Annotated in this window: 13 protein-coding genes and 1 pseudogene; 1 reads left to right on the top strand and 13 read right to left on the bottom strand. The window is 50.9% G+C overall.

Annotated elements, in window-relative coordinates; genetic code table 11:
• Window positions 1-5: 5 nt before the first annotated feature.
• Window positions 6-1,169: a serine hydrolase domain-containing protein gene (locus KJS52_RS09615; RefSeq protein ID WP_213514556.1), complete on the bottom strand. Its 1,164-nt coding sequence runs from the start codon at window positions 1,167-1,169 to the stop codon at window positions 6-8.
• Between the two features lie 176 nt (window positions 1,170-1,345).
• The gene (locus KJS52_RS09610) at window positions 1,346-3,100 is read right to left on the bottom strand and encodes an eCIS core domain-containing protein (RefSeq protein ID WP_213514555.1); all 1,755 of its coding nucleotides are present in this window, start codon (window positions 3,098-3,100) and stop codon (window positions 1,346-1,348) included.
• 216 nt (window positions 3,101-3,316) lie between these two features.
• On the opposite strand from KJS52_RS09610, the gene KJS52_RS09605 reads away from it, so the two are divergent.
• The gene (locus KJS52_RS09605) at window positions 3,317-4,081 is read left to right on the top strand and encodes a YheC/YheD family protein (protein ID WP_281425577.1); all 765 of its coding nucleotides are present in this window, start codon (window positions 3,317-3,319) and stop codon (window positions 4,079-4,081) included.
• A gap of 153 nt (window positions 4,082-4,234) precedes the next feature.
• On the opposite strand, the gene KJS52_RS09600 is transcribed toward KJS52_RS09605, so the two are convergent.
• The 11 genes and pseudogenes from KJS52_RS09600 to KJS52_RS09550 form a co-directional block, all read right to left on the bottom strand.
• Window positions 4,235-4,612, bottom strand: coding sequence for a sensory rhodopsin transducer (locus tag KJS52_RS09600; RefSeq protein ID WP_213514554.1), 378 nt, complete (start codon window positions 4,610-4,612; stop codon window positions 4,235-4,237).
• A gap of 170 nt (window positions 4,613-4,782) precedes the next feature.
• Complete coding sequence (locus tag KJS52_RS09595; RefSeq protein ID WP_213514553.1) at window positions 4,783-5,646, bottom strand: sulfurtransferase; 864 nt, start codon at window positions 5,644-5,646, stop codon at window positions 4,783-4,785.
• A gap of 411 nt (window positions 5,647-6,057) precedes the next feature.
• Window positions 6,058-6,807, bottom strand: a pseudogene (gene map, locus KJS52_RS09590) (type I methionyl aminopeptidase); the annotation flags it as partial.
• A 165-nt stretch (window positions 6,808-6,972) separates the two neighbouring features.
• Window positions 6,973-7,161, bottom strand: coding sequence for a hypothetical protein (locus KJS52_RS09585; protein WP_213514551.1), 189 nt, complete (start codon window positions 7,159-7,161; stop codon window positions 6,973-6,975).
• A 199-nt stretch (window positions 7,162-7,360) separates the two neighbouring features.
• Window positions 7,361-7,504 (bottom strand): hypothetical protein, encoded by a 144-nt coding sequence (locus KJS52_RS09580; RefSeq protein ID WP_213514550.1) that lies wholly within the window; start codon window positions 7,502-7,504, stop codon window positions 7,361-7,363.
• 33 nt (window positions 7,505-7,537) lie between these two features.
• Entirely contained in the window at window positions 7,538-7,933 is a 396-nt protein-coding gene (locus KJS52_RS09575) for a PaaI family thioesterase (RefSeq protein ID WP_213514549.1), read from the bottom strand.
• On the bottom strand, window positions 7,926-9,701 hold the full coding sequence (locus KJS52_RS09570; protein WP_213514548.1) for a long-chain-fatty-acid--CoA ligase: 1,776 nt from the start codon (window positions 9,699-9,701) through the stop codon (window positions 7,926-7,928). The genes KJS52_RS09575 and KJS52_RS09570 overlap by 8 nt, the downstream gene beginning before the upstream one ends.
• A 17-nt stretch (window positions 9,702-9,718) precedes the next feature.
• Entirely contained in the window at window positions 9,719-11,500 is a 1,782-nt protein-coding gene (locus KJS52_RS09565) for an acyl-CoA dehydrogenase FadE (RefSeq protein WP_213514547.1), read from the bottom strand.
• 18 nt (window positions 11,501-11,518) lie between these two features.
• On the bottom strand, window positions 11,519-12,721 hold the full coding sequence (locus tag KJS52_RS09560) for an acetyl-CoA C-acyltransferase (RefSeq protein ID WP_213514546.1): 1,203 nt from the start codon (window positions 12,719-12,721) through the stop codon (window positions 11,519-11,521).
• Window positions 12,722-12,745: 24 nt separating this feature from the next.
• Window positions 12,746-15,214, bottom strand: a complete 2,469-nt coding sequence (locus tag KJS52_RS09555) for a 3-hydroxyacyl-CoA dehydrogenase/enoyl-CoA hydratase family protein (protein WP_246563377.1) — start codon at window positions 15,212-15,214, stop codon at window positions 12,746-12,748.
• Window positions 15,186-17,510: a (Fe-S)-binding protein gene (locus tag KJS52_RS09550; protein ID WP_213514545.1), complete on the bottom strand. Its 2,325-nt coding sequence runs from the start codon at window positions 17,508-17,510 to the stop codon at window positions 15,186-15,188. Before KJS52_RS09550 ends, KJS52_RS09555 begins: the two co-directional genes overlap by 29 nt.
• Window positions 17,511-17,534: the final 24 nt, after the last annotated feature.

The raw sequence follows: 17,534 nt of genomic DNA, 5'->3' as shown, positions 1-17,534 counted from the left end.
ATGCTTTAGTCGATGCAGCCATAGACGGTGTTGCGTACGCGAAGATGATGCTCGCGCTCCAGGTTAGGCAGCCGTTGATGCATATATACGATGGAAAGCTGCTCTTCTGGATCAATCGAGGCATAAGTGCCGCTCATGCCTGACCAGCCAAATTCACCTAATGAGCTATTGCCGTTAGAGGGACCGAGATTTAACAAGGTACGCACGCCTAATCCGTACCCATAGCCTTCCGAATACGGTCCGGTAAACTGGGCAAGCTGTTGTTCGTTCAGCTGATTGGCGCGCATCAGATCAATCGTCTTGCGCCCGATGATGTGGTTGCCCTCATGCTTGCCGCCATTGGCGAGCATTTGAGCAAAAACTGAATAATCGCGCGGCGTTGAGAACAGACCTATGCCGCCGCCGCGATATGTAACGCCTGGCTCAAACATTTCGTCGCCAAGTCCTGGAATCATCGGCTTAATGCCGCCTTGACCATCCTCTACGTACAAGGTCGCCATGCGCGCTTTCTGATCGCCTTTAAAGGTAAAGCCAGTATTGTTCATGCCTAGTGGCTCAAACAGCTCCTTATGCAGAAACTGCTCAATGCTCATGCCGCTAACCACTTCAATCAGCCTCGCCAAAATATCATGCCCGTAGCCGTAATTCCAATTGCTGCCTGGCTCAAACAGCAGCGGCACGCCGGCGATCTTCTTAATTAACTGCTCCAAGGTGTAGTTGCCCTGTGCCTTGAGCTCTTCATTAATTTGCTTCAACGCTTTTTCCGTCGGCGAAATGCCAAAATCGTAAGGAATGCCCGCCGTCATCGAAAATAAATGCTTAATCAAAATTGGAGATTTGGCCGGTCTGATCGAAAAGTGTCCATTGCTTTCAGTATGAGCGACCTCCATATCGCGAAATTCTGGCAAGTACTCGTCAAGCCGATCATTAAGCAAAAAGTGTCCACGCTCAAAAAGCAGCAAGGCTGCGGTGCATACAATAATTTTAGTCGTTGAAAACAGGCGGTGAATGCTGTTCTCGTCCATGACCCGCTTGCTTTCCCGATCCGCGTAGCCATAATACCCTTCGTAAATAATTGTACCGCGTTGTGCCACCACACAGCCGCAGCCAACAATTTGCTTTTCAACAAAGCCTGCCAACAGCTCGTCCAAATGTTTAAATGCACTCATGCGCGCTTACCTCCAATATATTTGGTCTACTATTATGCTTTTGTTTTTAGACACACCCTAGCTTTAGTATAATATACGTACCACGCACAAGCCTACGGTATAAATTATAGATAAAATCCTCTCATCATCCGTTTTTTCGAGTTATTAAACCTGCACAGCTCTACGATGCCAGGATGCTAATCAGCTAAAAGTCTGGCAGCGCTTGTTATCCAGGAGCTTAACTCATTTACATCCAGAGTAGTTGGAAACTGCTGCAACATATCATCAACCTCAACGATGACTTCATCCTCCAATTGCTCCGTCTCTTTCAGCATTACCAGCTCGTCTCGCTTCAATAATGCATTATGCAACGCAAAGCCCATTTGAATAATTAGATGATCCTCATTATGTCGCGCGAACTGTCCTTTAAACTGTTTAACGAGCGGGTGGTCGGCATATGTGTTTAGATCCAGGTTCAGCGTCTGCTTCGTCCGCAGCTCGAGCAGCTTTCTTTCTCGGGCACTTTTAACTCGCGCTTCCTGTTCGATTCTACGGCGAATAAGGCCAGTATTGACTTTCGCTTTCTTGAAGCCAAACTCGGTATAGGTCCCGCCAAGCTCTTGAATCCCGCCTTTTATCGCCTGATTTTTGTTTCTAATGCTTTCCAACTCATCCCCCATAATGCCTGTAAAAAAATTCGTTGTCAGCTGCTCGCGTTTTTTCATGCCGCCTTTCAAGGTGCTTGGCATATGCTTATCCCCGTATCGGCGCAGCTTTTGGCTCCAGCTATTTTTTACACGAGTTTTCTCATTGGCAAAGATGCTTCTCTCGTTTTTCAAATAGCCGCCATACTCGCTAAAGTAAGGATTGTCCGAGCCGCTCATCACTTCAAGCGGGTCAAGTGAATCATACAGCACCTCGTAAACAAACAGCTTCGTTTCCCAGCCGCTGCCGTCCTTATCATAGATATGAGTCTCTGAGCCATCGCTCGTAATATCGATCCAGGCAATTTCCTGAAAATTGTTAAACACTACAATATCAGGTCGAGTATGCCCATGCGAAATCTGAAAATTGACGTTATAAGGCATAAATGAATACTTGGCAAGCGCTTCGCAGGCTAAAGTCTCTACGGCATAGCCAAAATTCGCCCAAAAATATGATGGCAAATTGCTTTGGTCCTCACAGTAGGCTCTGGCTGTTCCATACCATTGCTGCAAATGCCCTGAATCCTGCCTGCTTTCAAGGTCGCTCCATTGCAGTGCCTGCTGTCTGGACTGCTCAACTATAGTGACAATCGTATCTACAATTCTTGTAATGGCATCATTATGCCTTTTACGCTCTTCTTTGTCTTTGTTTTTGGAATAGTTCTCCGTTTTTCTTGCCAATTGTGTGGCGGAGTTAGAAGGGAATGATGAGAAACCAGTTTGCGAGGGGAGGTACTGGTTTTCAAGCTGTTGATTGCTTGCTGCCAAGCTTCCCATTGTCGTCGCTTCATGCTCCAAATGGGATTGGTCATTGATCTTGATATCGCCAAGCTGGGAGGTTGGTTGTACTCGGCCTTGCCGCTGTTGAACAATATGCCAGGCTTCATGCGGAAGATGCCTTTCCTGACTTGGCGCAAGATGAATTTGGTTGCCTTGCGCAAACGCATGGGCGCCAAGCTGATCGGGCTTGTTGGAGCCATAAAATACTTGCACATCGTCAAGCGAAAAGCCTGAAATCCTTTCAATTCGCTGCATTAAAGGCTCTGGCAATGCGGTAGATCGTTCATAATGCGGTTCGTTGGTGCTGTCCTTGGCAAGCCCCGCCTGCATAAGCTGAGCGGTAGCCTGATTGCCTATCGTTTGCTGCAAAAGCTGACCGGGCGTTTGCCGCAGCTGGACCGTAGGGCGAACACGCTTTGGCGTGCTATTTACCATCTGTGATGAAGCAGCCTGTTGATATTTGTGCATAATCAACCACCTATTTTTTTGGATTACTATAATGATAGCCCTGAGCGAAATGATCGTCAATCTTTTCCAGCACTCTGCATCATATTTTGGGACATGGGCGTATTGCCGTTACCGAATGTCCTGTACTGCTCATAGTATAAAGTGCAGCCAAAGCTTTCGAGTCATCCTGAAAAATGACGAAGCGGCGGCGAAATACATGATGTAATGTTGTAGGAGGTGAAGACGATCACTTATAACAGCTCATCCCACAAAAATAAATGGGTAAAAACAAAGTGGCTAATGAAAGATGAGCGTGTGAAACGTTATATTCCGCAAACGAGACCATTTAATAAAAAAAATCTATCTCTTATGCTTAAACGCTACAAAACTGTTTTTTTCAAGCCAACTGACGGCTCTGGCGGCGCAAAAATTGTGAAAATTACGAAGCAGGATAAGCAATTTATCGTAAGGCATGCAGCTAGAAAAAAAGTATTTTCAAGCAAAAAAGCGTTGTACCAATGGATGCGATCGTTTGCAGGCAAACGCTCCTTCATTTTGCAAAAAGGTGTTGCGCTTGCCAAGTCTAATGGCAAGCCATTTGATATTCGCGTCATGGTGCAGAAAACGAAGGACGGCAGCTGGAAGCCTACTGCACTATTTTGCAAGGTAGGCCATTCAGGCAAAGTAACGACCAACTACAATCAGGGAGGCTCATTGCAGTTTATTAACTCGACCTTAGAGGGAGCTGGCTTTGATGCTTCCAAACGCACAAAAATTAAAGCTGACCTTCGTAAGCTGGGACTGTTTGTCGCAAAGGTATTCAACAAGCGCAGCAAGGGCTTTAAGGAGCTTGGCCTTGACGTTGCAATTGACTCCAAGGCCAGATTATGGATTCTTGAGGTGAACACACGGCCACAATTTTACCCGTTGAAGGACATGAAAAACAAAGGTCTGTATCTTAAAATTTTATCCTACGCCAAGCAGTATGGACGCAAAAAATAGCATGGCAGCATAGAAGCAAAGCGGAAATACAGCTGTCTGCTAAGCTTGACTGGCTGTGCTGGCATAAGCAGCTGCAGCTAGGGCGTGTCTGAGAACTCCGAGGACACGCCCTAGTCAAGCTTCAAGCTGCCACTTTTCCATAGCTAGGCATAGCTAGGCTTGCCGTACAGGGTAGCCCATCGTTGACATTAGTGCATTTTCCGCTTGTGTGGAATCAAGTCTGCTGTACTGGACTACAACCGGAATATCGCTTTCAATATAGATCGCATACGGTACGCCTGTCGGGATATGCTCGCCATCTCGCTCCAATGATGATGTGCGAATATGCTTAGTCCGTTGCCCAGGCACCACATATGTAATATTGCTAAGCGGGTCGCGATCCTCGAAATAAATTGAAATTGTTAACGTCGCGTCCTCCGCTGAACAGTTCAGCACGCAAATGGATTCATGGCTAAGCAGACTGCCCGAGCTTTCCGGCGGAATATAGCCGTCTGGTATAACCCAATTTGTTTCACCGATTGCCTTGTTCATTAACATTCCCCTCCATGCTTCTGGTTCGATTTGAAAAGCACGATGATGTCAGCATATGCATGATGTAGATATATTGATTATACCGTATGTTTGGCAATAATTGATGACGCTTAACTCAAAAAAAATTGGACGGAAACATCTCCGCCCAACTTGTTTCTTACCTATGAATTTTACTCTTCCCCCGTTGCCACAGGATTGTCAGGATTCGCGCTCCATTCGCTCCAGGATCCTGCGTATAGCCGCACATTGCGGTAGCCAGCCTCCTGCAAGGCAAAAACATTAGGCGTCGCTGTGACACCTGAGCCGCAATAAACGATAATGCTGGCGTTTTTATCAATGCCCGCAAAACGCTCTGCCTGCTGCTCTGCCGATTTCCACGTTCCGTCGGCATTTTTGCCTTCCTGCCAGAAATGATTGATTGCTGTAGGGATATGCCCTGCTGCGCGATCAATCGGTTCAAGCTCGCCGCGGTAGCGTGCGCCATCACGCGAGTCGATAATGATTGTGCCTCCCTCGGCAATCGCTTGCTTGACCTGCTCTTGCGCAACAACCATATTATGCTGCAGCTTTACAGGCAATATCGCATCCTCGAGCCGCTGCGGAATATTAACAGATATCGGCAATTGAGCCTCTACCCAGCCCTTGTAGCCGCCTTCGAGCACATAAGCCTCGCCTTCAAAGCCGATCCATTGCAGCAGCCAGCGCAATCTCGATGCCATCGCTCCTCCCTGGTCATCGTAAGCTACAACAGTCGCACCAGGACGAATGCCAATTGAAGCGAAAAACGCTGCTACGGACTCAGGGCTGGGCAGCGGATGGCGCCCGCCAACGCCATCGGGACGCTTGCCGCTCGATAAATGATGGCTGAGGCTTGCATAATGTGCGCCTGGAATGTGGCCTTCACGATATGCAAGCTCGCCCGCATCCGCATCCATCAAATCATAGCGTGCATCGACAATAACTAGTCTGCCCTGCTGCTCCTCTTCTTGCTGCATGCGCTGCAACAGCCATTTGTTCGAAACAAAGTACGACATCTGTATCCTCCTCTATATGCTGTCATTATCATTAGTTTACTCCAATACTGCAAAATGCACTAGCTTAGGCAAGGGCGCTGCTTATTCGCTTTTGCAACAAAGCATTAGTTTAATCTTCTAGTCGTCTACAGGCTTGGCAAGGCTTGATTTGACGTTAACAGTCTTAGCTATAAACGGCTTTGGTTCACTTGACCTTGCAGAATTGGCTTTAGCAATGCTCGCCTTGGCCTCGCTTGGCTTGGCTGGCTCGGATTTTCCGCTGCTAGCCTTGGCCTCGCCTGACTTTGTCTGGCTGGGCTTGCGGCTCCCGGAGCTTGCTTCACTTGACTTTGCCGGGCTGGATTTCGCTGTGCCGGTCTTTGCTACGCTTGGCTTTGCCGCAGTGCTTCTCGCGTTGCTTTGCTTGGCTGGCAAAGCAGTTAGCAGCAGCGGCTCGCCATTCGTTATCGCAATCGTATGTTCAAATTGCGCAGTTAACGCATGATCGACCGTAAGAGTTGTCCAGCCATCCTGTGCAGTGTAGATATTGGCTGAGCCGGCCGACAAAATCGGTTCTATCGTAATGACCATTCCTTCCTCGAGCATAATTCTTGGCTGAGGCTTCCCTGTATGCAGCACCTGCGGTCTTTCATGCATTTGCCTGCCTATCCCATGACCGGCAAATGCCGATACAACCTTAAATCCATCCTGCGCCGCACTCTGCTCTATCGCTTGACCAATAGCAGAAAGCGCATTGCCAGCCTTGGCAGCTTTAATGCCGGCATTCATCGCCGCCTTTGCCGCGCGCACTAATTTGCGGGCCTCTTCAGAAACATTGCCAATCATGTACGTCCATGCCGAATCTGCTTTCCAGCCATTTAAATCCGCTACAATATCGACCGTAACAATATCGCCTTCCTTTAGCTCGTAGTCGTTAGGAAAGCCGTGACAAGCTACCTCATTGATCGAAATGCAGCTCGTATAAGGATACCCCTTGTATCCTTTTTGCGCAGAAGTAGCTCCACGCTCAGTCAAATACCAATCAATAAAACGGTCGATGTCCTTTGTTTTCTTGCCAGGAACAAGACGCTTGCGCAATTCCTGATGGCAGCCTGCCACAATTCGCCCCGCTCGCTGAATGAGCTTTATTTCCTCCGCTGTTTTCGTTAATGCTGATGGCATCACGCTCACCTCCTAAAAATATGATCGAGAAGATCAAGCAATAGTCTAATACACGTCACATTAAATGTATTCAGCTGCAACACGTCCAATACGTGCCGCATGACACGACAAAGAAAAAAAGCCTGATGGAATCATAAATTCCATCAGACTTTTAGATAAGCTGATCTACACCGCAGAGGAGTTAATCCTTCCAAGCTCATCCTCTACAAGAGAGGTTAGTTCATCCTCATAGCCGCCAGTAATTCGATACTTGCGAACATAATCCTTCACAAATTTCCTCGGATCCTTAGGTTGGAAAATTCTCGTCAATTCCCTTAAACTTTCCTTGACTTCATTCTGGCTGTGCTTTGCCATGAAATCGCCTCCCTTACACTACGGATGGTATCCCTATAGATAACTCGAGCGCATCAGCATATTCAGCTGCTGCCGATACTCCCTTTTGGCCAATACTCTGCGAGGCAGATCAAATGTTATAAATTTTCTTACTATTATAACATTTCAGATAAGAATATAAAAGTGCGGGCAACATTAGAATATTTTATTTTTCGCCCTATCAATGGTCAGGGGGTGAATCCTGTGACTGCGACTGATTTTGCTGTTGCTGCTTGCGATACATTCGCAAATAGACAACTACACCTACAACCGCAACAATAATGCCGAAACCTAATAATATCGCGGCAGCTACGCCTTGCCACACCTTGGATCCCTCCCTACAACATTGATAGCGCGTCTAAGTTAATAAGCGATATGAACCGCTTGCATAGGCAAGACGCTCATTGCTGTCATCATAAATTGACGCCGTCATTGTTATAGTACGTTTTGTCCTATGCAAAAGTTCCGCTTTACAGTAAATTGTTCCTTTTGAAATATTAGTTAAAAAATATGTGTTCATTGTAGCCGTCACGGCACGCAAGGTTGGATCATGCATAATGACAAGACCCATTGCATTATCCAGCATCGTCATAAATACACCGCCATGTACGATGCCCAGCAGGTTTAGATGATGCGGCTGCAGCTGCAGCGATATCGTTGCTGAAGCTTCGGATAGCTGCTCCAGCTCAAAGCCGACATATCCCCAAAACGTTGCTTGCGCTTGCTCAGCAAGCTCTTCAAAGGAATTACTCATGCTGCTGCTCCTCTTCTTCCAATAGCTGACGCTTCAGTACCTTGCCGACCATCGTTTTCGGCAAGGAATCGCGAAACGTATAGATATGCGGTACCTTGTAGGCAGCCAATCGCTCGCGGCACCACAAATTGAGCTGCTCCTCCGTCACCGCCACCTTATCCTTCAGCACGATATAGGCTTTCACCGTTTCTCCGCGATATGGATCCTTGACGCCTACTACCGCCGCCTCGACGATGGCAGGATGCTCATACAACACTTCCTCGATTTCACGCGGGTAAATATTAAAGCCGCCTGCAATAATAACATCCTTGATGCGATCCTTAATAATGAAATAGCCATCCTCATCCATTAGCGCAAGATCGCCTGTGCGCAGCCAGCCTTGATGAAATGCAGCCTCCGTTGCCGCTTCATTGTTCCAGTAGCCTTTCATCACCTGCGGTCCTTTGACGACTAGCTCGCCGATTTCTCCAGGCGGCAAAAACTGACCCGTCTCGGGAGAAAGTATTGCTGCCTCTGTATCGGGAAAAGGAAGGCCGATCGTTCCAATTTTGCGCTTGCCCCAAATCGGATTGGCATGCGTGACCGGCGAGGCCTCCGTCAAGCCATAGCCTTCAATCAGCCTGCCGCCTGTCAGCTTCTCAAATGTTTCCTGCACCTCTAAAGGCAGCGCTGCAGAGCCGCTTATGCAAATTTCAATGGATGACAGCTCAAGCGGCTTTGCCAGCTTGCTCGCCGCATTAATGAGCGCAATATACATCGTTGGCGCGCCAGGGAAAATCGTTGGCTTCATCCTGTCGATCGTGCGCAGCACCTCCTGCACCTCGAATTTGGGCAGCAGCACAAGACAGCCGCCTGAGCAAACCGACATATTCATTAGCACCGTTAAGCCAAAAACATGAAACAGCGGCAGCGCGGCCAAATATTTTTCCTCGCCCAGCCGTACTCGCTCAAACCATTCCATGCTTTGCAGCGTATTGCTGACCAGATTGCGATGCGTTAGCATCACTCCTTTAGGCGTGCCTGTTGTGCCGCCAGTATATTGCAATGCGGCAATATCCTCATGAAGCGGCAGTGTAGGCCGTTCAAACGATAGCGCCGTTCGACTTTGCAGCGATTTCCACGAAATATAGCCGTGCATGCCATAAGGGATATTGGCCTTGAAGCCTTCTCGGCGCTGCTTGATTGGATACAGCATGCTTTTCGGAAACGGCAGCCCATCCTTAATCGAGGTAATGACGACCGTACGCAGCTTCGGCACCGGACCTTCCTCCGGATTTTCTCCGCGCAGCTTGGCAATTCGCGGATACAGCATATCCAGCGTAATAAGCGCGATAGCGCCGCTGTCTCTTATTTGATGCTTCAGCTCCCGCTCCACATATAGCGGGTTGGTTTGAACGACAATCGCTCCTGCGAGCAATACACCGTAATAGGAAATGACCGCCTGCGGGCAGTTGGGCAGCATAATCGCTACACGGTCTCCCTTTTTCACCCCCAATCTGCCCAGCCCCCGTGCCAGCAAATCGGCCGACGCATAAAGCTGCTCATAGGTGATCGTTTTGCCCATAAAGTACAGCGCTGGTTTTTTCGGGTAGTTTGTTGCGGCATCAATTAAAAATTGTGCGATATTAATTTCAGGATAGTCCAGCGTGTGCCTGATCTGCTCGGGGTAATGGTTCAACCATCTTTTTTCTGACAAATCTACTAGTTGTTCAGTTTCGCTTTGCACTGTTTCTTGCTCGTTGGTCGGCTGTTGATTAGGTGTCTCCATAACCCAATCACGCTCCTTTATACAGAATAGTGCTCACTTCCGATAACCTTTGCAGCGATTTGTCGTTTCAATGTAATGACATCTGTGAGTGTTGCCTTCATCAGCTTTTTGACGATTGACAGCTGCATACGCTGCATATCGCCAGTTTCCATGCGAACGACTACCTGACGCGCATCGCCTTCGAGCTGCTCCATCGCCTCCTGCACATATACTTTGGTCATCATCGAAGCCAGGCTGCGCTCATCTGTATCGAGACCGAGTGCAAGTCGCTTTTGTGCTCGCAAATAGGCGCTCTCCATGGCAAAGATGGCAATCATCATGTTGGCAAGCAAAACCAATATTTCCTGCTCCGCTTCCAGCTTCGTGCCATAGCGCTGCACTGCGGCGCCGCCCAGCATTAAAAACAGCTTTTTTGCCTGCTCAATGCGGTACCCCTCCAGCGCCAGCGGCGCATCAAGAGCTGGCGGCAGCTGCGGCTCAAGCAGCGTAGCTTGAAGCTCCTCAATCTTCTCAAGCAGCGGCAGATCTCCCTTAAGCGCCTTTTTCACCAAAGTACCAGGGATAAGCAATCGATTGATCTCGTTCGTTCCTTCAAAGATCCGATTGATTCGCGAGTCGCGGTAAATGCGCTCGACTTTGTATTCCTTAATAAAGCCATAGCCTCCGTGAATTTGCACAGCTTCATCGCTAACAAGATCAAGCGCCTCAGAAGCGAATACTTTAACCATCGAGCATTCCATCGCATATTCGCCAATCGCCTTCGCTGCTTGACGACCCGCTTCTACATCGCCGGTATCGGTAATCGTAGACAGCTTCTCATCCATCCAGCCGGCCGTGCGGTACACAATGCTTTCCGTTACGTAGGTGTGCACATTCATATCGGCGAGCTTGCCTGCTATAAGCGGGAAGGAAGAGAGCGGCGCATTGAACTGCTTACGCACATTGCTGTAGGAAGCAGCCAGCCCAATCGCTTCCTTGCAGGTGCCAAGACAAGCGGCACCAAGCTTGAAGCGACCAATATTTAATATATTGAAGGCGATCAGATGCCCTTTGCCGATCTCGCCAAGCACGTTCTCAACGGGCACATGCACATCCTCAAAATAAAGCGGGCAGGTAGAAGAGCCTTTAATGCCCATCTTATGCTCCTCTGGCCCGACGCTAAAGCCTTCCATCTCGCGTTCCACAATAAAAGCGGTAAATTTGTCGCCATCCACCTTGGCATACACGATGAAAAGATCAGCAAAGCCTGCATTAGTAATAAAAATTTTCGAGCCATTTAATATATAGTGCTTCCCATCCTCGCTCAGCCTCGCTGTACTTTTGGCGCCTAGCGCATCGGAGCCTGAAGCCGGCTCTGTTAAACAGTAGGCGGCGATTTTCTCGCCAGTAGCAAGCAGCGGCAAATATTTCTCCTTCTGCTTGCTGCTGCCGAAAAAGACGATTGGCAGCGTGCCAATTCCCGTATGGGCGCCTACCGACAAAGCAAAGGATGAGCTTCTGGCCAGCGTCTCTGCCAGCAGCGTTGTGCTAACCTTGTCTAGCCCCAGCCCGCCATATTCCGCTGGAATATCGGCTGCCAAAAATCCCTGCTCTCCTGCCTTGCGCATCAGTTCCACAGTGAGCTCATAATTTAGCGCTTCTATGTCGGCATCCTTGGGCAATAGCTCTGCTGCAATAAACTGCTCTGCCGACTCCAGCATTAAACGCTGCTCACTGTTAAAATCTTCAGGAATACAGATTGCTTGCGGATCACTTCTTTCTATAATAAAGCGACCACCTACCGCAGATGCTGCTGACATATGCTTCACTCCCTATCTTCAATAAACTTCGATCAGTCCTGCTGCTCCCATACCGCCGCCTACGCACATCGTAACGATGCCAAGGCCGCCGCCGCGCCGCATAAGCTCATGAATAAGCGTTACTGACAGCTTCGAGCCTGTGCAGCCAAGCGGATGACCGAGCGCGATCGCGCCTCCGTTCACATTTACCCGCTCCAGCGGCAGCTTAAGCTCCCGAATAATGGGCACGCATTGCGCAGCAAACGCCTCATTCAGCTCGATCAGATCGATTTGCTCCAGGCTGAGTCCAGCCTTGGCAAGCAGCTTTGGAATCGCGTGGATTGGCCCTACGCCCATAATTTCCGGAGCAACTCCAGCTACAGCATAGTGACGGAACGCAGCTAGCGGCTTTAAGCCCAGCTCATTGGCCTTGGCGCGGCTCATCAGCATAAGCGCAGCGGCGCCATCGCTCATTTGCGAGGCGTTGCCTGCTGTTACCGTGCCGCGCTGCGCAAATGCCGGCTTAAGCTTGCTTAATGCTTCCAGCGAGGTTGTTACCCGCACGCCTTCGTCCTGCTTGAATTCGAAGCTTCGCTCATCGAATCTTCCCTGCCCGTCAGGCACAGAGCGCGTTACAACGAGTGGAACAATTTCATCCTCAAATGCGCCTGAGGCAATCGCCCAAGCAGCCTTCTGATGGCTGGCTACGGCAAACTCATCCTGCTCCTCGCGCGATACATTGTAGCGCCGCGCCACTTCCTCAGCTGTATGACCCATGCTCATATAAACCTCGGGCATTTGCTCGACGATGTCCGGATGTGGAGACAAGCGCCAGCCCGTCATCGGCACGTGGCTCATGCTCTCTACCCCACCCGCAATAATAACATCGTCCTCGCCTAGCCTGATTCGCTCGGCTGCATAAGCGATCGACTGCAAACCTGAAGCGCAAAAGCGGTTTATTGTTACAGCCGGCACAGTGTTCGGCAGACCGGCATAGAGGGCAATCGCTCTTGCCATATTAAGCCCCTGCTCCCCTTCCGGCATGGCGCAGCCGATAATGACATCGTCTATACTGCTTGCATCAAAGCCAGGCAGCCTGGCAAGCAAGCCTTCGATGACGGCCTTGCCCATGTCTTCAGCCCTCACCTCAGCCAAGCTTCCTTTATTCGCTTTGCCTACAGCAGTGCGTACGGCGGCCACAATTACTGCATCCCGCGGATGCTGTTCAAAATATTCGCTCATGTTTACCCTCCCTTCCGTTGTTCGCTAATTGCGAAGCGGCTTGCCATGACTAAGCATATAGCTCATGCGCTGCTGTGTTTTCGGCTCGCCGCACAAGCTTAAAAATGCCTCGCATTCAAGCTGCAGCAAATATTGCTCGCTAACGAGCGAGCCTGAAGGCACATCCCCGCCGCATAGCACATGCGCCAGCTTGCCTGCGATTTTCTCATCGTGCTCACTAATATAGCCGCCCAGCTTCATGCTTTGTATCGCCAGCTTGAGCACCGCCTTGCCCTCCCTGCCTGCTACAACGACCAGCTCCTCCTCTGGTGGCTGATAGCCGGCTGCATCGAGCCTGAGCACCTCCTGCTTCGCCTCGTATATTCTCGCTTGATCGCGCGCAAGCACACGATCCCGCGGCCTTGCATAGCCAAGCCGGGCAATTTCATGGCCGCTGTTTGAGGTTTTGCCGAGTGCAATGCTTTCAAACAACGTGTTCAAATGCGGCTGCAAATCGCCGGCGAGCAGCTTTTTCTCAAGGCGTAAGCTAGGTCCCGCGCCAAATGCTGCTCGCTGCATCGCCAAAACAGCCGCCTCCTTGCTGCCGCCTCCCGCTGGAATCAAGCCGACGCCTGTTTCCACCAGACCAAAGTATGTCTCAGGCGAAGCAACGATGACATCTGCAGGCAGGCAGGCCTCCACCCCGCCTCCCAGCGTCATGCCGTGAGGAGCGGCAACGACTGGCCGCGGCAGCACTTTTAGCTGCTTCATCGTTTGCTGGAATAAGCGAATGATATCTTCAACCTCGTCCCATTCCTCATTCATCGCCTCCATAAGCAGCAGCATCAGATTGGCTCCAACAGAGAAATGCTTGCCTTCATTGGCAATGACAAGCCCGCGCCATTGACGCGCCGTCTCATGACAGGCATAGCGGATCGCCGCCAGCACCTCCGAGCCGATTGCATTGCTCTTGGAATGAAATTCAAGCGCCAGCACCTCATCCCCGATATCTATCAGGCTTGCATCTCGATTGCTCCATACTGTGCCTTTCTCTTCCTTTACTCTCGCCAGCTCTATCACGTTCTGCTCCTCTTCCTGTTCAACAAAGCGTTGGCTATGAACAAAGAAGCGCTTGCCCTGCTCCTTCTTGTAGAAGCTTTCATGACCAGCAGCAAGCCAGGCTTCAACCCATTGGGGCAGCTGCTCGCCCTCAGCTCTCATTCGCTCAGCTGTTGCTGCCACACCGATTGTGTCCCATAGCTGAAATGGCCCCAGCTCCCAGTTGAAGCCAAGCCGCATCGCTTTGTCGATGTCGGCGATATGGTCAGCTATAACACCTGTCAAGGATGCCGCATACAGCAGCGTCGCTTTTAATGTTTGCCAGACGAATTGAGTATGCGGATGCTCAGGGGCCGCAGTTAGCAGCGCATGCAGCTTCGCTTGTGTGCCTTTGGCTTGCTTTGCCGCTTCAATGACTGGCGAGCTGGCTTTAATAGACGGTGCATACGTTAAGCTGTCAAGCTGCAGCGCTTCAATTACCGTTTGGCCTTGCTCGTTTTTCAGCTTGCGGTAAAAGCCGGCTCCGCTCTTTTGACCGAGTGCGCCACGCTGCACAAGCTGCTCAAGCTGGGCCGGGCGCGCAAACATCGCCTGCTCGGCCGGGTCCTCGCTGCGCGCACGAACATTGTCTACGACGTGAAGCAGTGTATCGAGTCCGACCAGATCGAGCATGCGGAAGGTTGCTGTTTTCGGTCGTCCCATTGCCGGGCCGGTTAAAGCATCAACCTCATCAATCGACAGCCCGTAATCGAGCGTCGCCTGCAGCGTGGCCAGCATACCGAAGGTGCCGATGCGGTTGGCGATAAAGTTGGGGGTATCCTTGGCCAGCACAACGCCTTTGCCAAGCCGCTGCTCGCAAAGCGCTCTGAGCGTGTCCAGCACGTCAGGCAAGGTTTCATCCGTTGCTACCAGCTCAACAAGCTTCATATAGCGCGGCGGATTGAAAAAATGAGTGACGGCAAAATGCTGCCTCATATTTTTCGAGCAATGACGAATCATGTCCGCTGCCGACAAGCCTGATGTATTGGTGCTGACGAGCGAGCCTTGCCTGCGATGAGCATCGATCCAGCCCAGCACCTGCTGCTTAATATCAAGCCGCTCCACAACAGCCTCAACGATCCAGTCGCATTCATGCAGTAGCTTGGCGTCATCCTCCATATTGCAGGCATGAATGCGCTGGGCGAAGCTTGCCTCGTATAGCGGAGCGGGCTTTTGCTTCGGCATTGCCGCAATGGCCGCAAGCGGCAGTCGATTGCGCACTTCAGCCGATTTCAGCGTCAAGCTCTGGGCCTGCTCGCGCTCTGTTAACGTGCTCGGCACAACATCATACAGCGATACCTCATAGCCTGCGTTGGCCATATGCGCAGCAATGCCAGACCCCATCACGCCAGCACCGATTACTGCAACCTTGCGAATCGATTGCATGCTAATTTTGCGATCTGCTTCCAATTTCATCTCCCCTTTCCTTTTCACCGAGCACGCTGGCAGCGAGCAGCTCGGCAAAGTCACGCGTTGCTACTGTCCTGTCGTCTGCCAAAGCCCTTACGCCATCCTCAAGCATTGTCAGGCAATATGGGCAAGCGGTACTGATGATCGAGGCATTCGTTTCAAGCGCTTGCTGCGTCCGAGCATAATTGACTCTCGTTCCGCTTTGCTCCTCCATCCACATCATGCCTCCCCCGGCGCCGCAGCACATCGCATTTTCACGCGTTCTGCTCATCTCAACAAGCTGCAAGCCTGGAATGCTGGACAATATGTTCCTTGGCGCATCGTAGATGCCGTTGTATCTGCCCAGATAACACGAGTCATGCACGGTTACCTGCTCCGTCAATTGGAATTTCGGAACAAGCTGCTTTTCGGCGACAAGCCGCTCTAACAGCTCGGAATGGTGCAGCACTGTAATTTCACCAGGCAAGCCAAGCTCTATATATTCATTTTTGAACGTATGAAACGTATGCGGACAAGGTGTTACGATCGTTGACACGCCATAGCGCAGGATTGTCTCGATATTTTGGCTCGCCAGCTCCTGATACAGCATCTCGTTGCCAACGCGTCTGGCTGTATCGCCAGAGCTGAGCTCCTCTGCTCCAAGCACTGCAAAGTCCTGTTGCGCATGGTCAAGCAAGCGGACGAGATCATAGAGCAGCTTGCGGCTGCGATTGTCGTAGGAGGCCATTGAGCCAGCCCACAGCAGCAGTGATGGCGTCGTTCCCTGATCGGCGCATTCCTTCATCGTCCGCACCTTGATTCCTGTGCGCTCGTAGCAATCTGCAATCCAGTCGCCTCGCTGACTGCGGCTAATGCCCCATGGATTGCTCTGCCGCTCAATATTTTGCAAGGCGCGCTTGGCTTCGCTTGGCAGGCTGCCTTCCATCAGAACGAGATGCCGCCGCATGTCTACTATTTTGTCAACATGCTCATTGCCGACCGGGCATTGCTCTTCGCAATTGCGGCAGGTCGTACAGGACCACAGCTCCTCCTCGGTTATGACGTCGCCAATGAGCGACATATCGGCAAGCTTTTGCTGCGGCTCCCATTGCCAGCGCTCTGCCTGCATTTGCATCGTCAAGGAAATATCTGTGCAATGCTGATCGCTGGCGTTGCGGGAAGCGTTTCCACTTGATTTCATTGCTGTAATTTGCTGCTGCGCCTCCTGCCTCTCATCATGCTTGACGCTAGCGGCAGTGCCTGCAGCCGTCATGACATGCGCGCCAGCTGAAAAGTCACCCACGCCCCATGGCGGCTTCTCCCATATCCCTTTCGGCAGCCAAGGCGATTTGGAGGTTAGCGCAGCTCCTTGCTCGGTCAGGTGATCGCGCAGCTTGACAATCAAGTGCATCGGCGACAGCAGCTTGCCTGTACTTGCGGCTGGGCAAACCTGAGTGCAGCGCCCGCACTCTACGCAGGCATACAGATCGAGCAATTGCTTTTGATTGAAATGATGGATATGTCCTGCGCCGAACCGCTCCGCCTCCTCGTCCTCCAGGTTCAGCGTAGACAGCCTGTGAGCGGGCTCTTCACGACGCAGCCACAGATTGACAGGCGCCACGATCAAATGAAAATGCTTGGACTGCGGCACATAAACGAGGAAGCTGAGCAAAATGAGCAAATGCAGCCACCAGCTGATTTCATAGCCAACAGCAGCCGCTTGACTGCCTGATTCGATGCCGAAATAGCTCCAAGCGGCAGCCAGCGATGAGCTGACCGGGGTATACTGCGAGGCCAGGCCGCTATCGTTATGTAATAATCGTTCAAAGCTTAAGGTGAACAGCACGGACAGCATTAGCGAGCCGATAAACCAATAGACAATCGACGACTTGAGTCCTCGCTTCAGACGCTTCAGCTTCTCGCCGTATCTGCGAATGGCACCCAGCGCTACTGCAAGCAGTACAGCTACAACGATCCATTCCTGCGACCAGCTGAAGTAGCCGTACCAAGGCTGCCACGGGATTAGCGCAATTTCCCACAAGCCCTGCAGCATAATATCAATCGCGCCAAGCTGCAGCATAATAAAGCCGTAAAAGTAGACGAGATGCAGCAGTCCGCTGCGCATATCATTCAGCAGCCGCTCATGCAGCAGCATCTCCCTGCCCAGCGTCGCCATTCGCAAACGCTTGGACCGCTTCCAGCTTGTCTGCGTGCCCAATGACAGATAAGCCAGCCGTCGCCTCACTACCTCAACAAACATCCAGATCGCTGCTCCTGTCACGATAACGGTAATCAGCAGCTTGATCGATAAAGCAGCAGCCATGCCCTCTCTCCTTTCTTGTATTCC

Origin of the sequence: Paenibacillus montaniterrae, from assembly GCF_018403185.1 — a bacterium.
In the GTDB taxonomy this organism is placed as follows: Bacteria; Bacillota; Bacilli; order Paenibacillales; family Paenibacillaceae; genus Pristimantibacillus; species Pristimantibacillus montaniterrae.
This window is presented reverse-complemented; position numbering and strand designations above follow the sequence as displayed.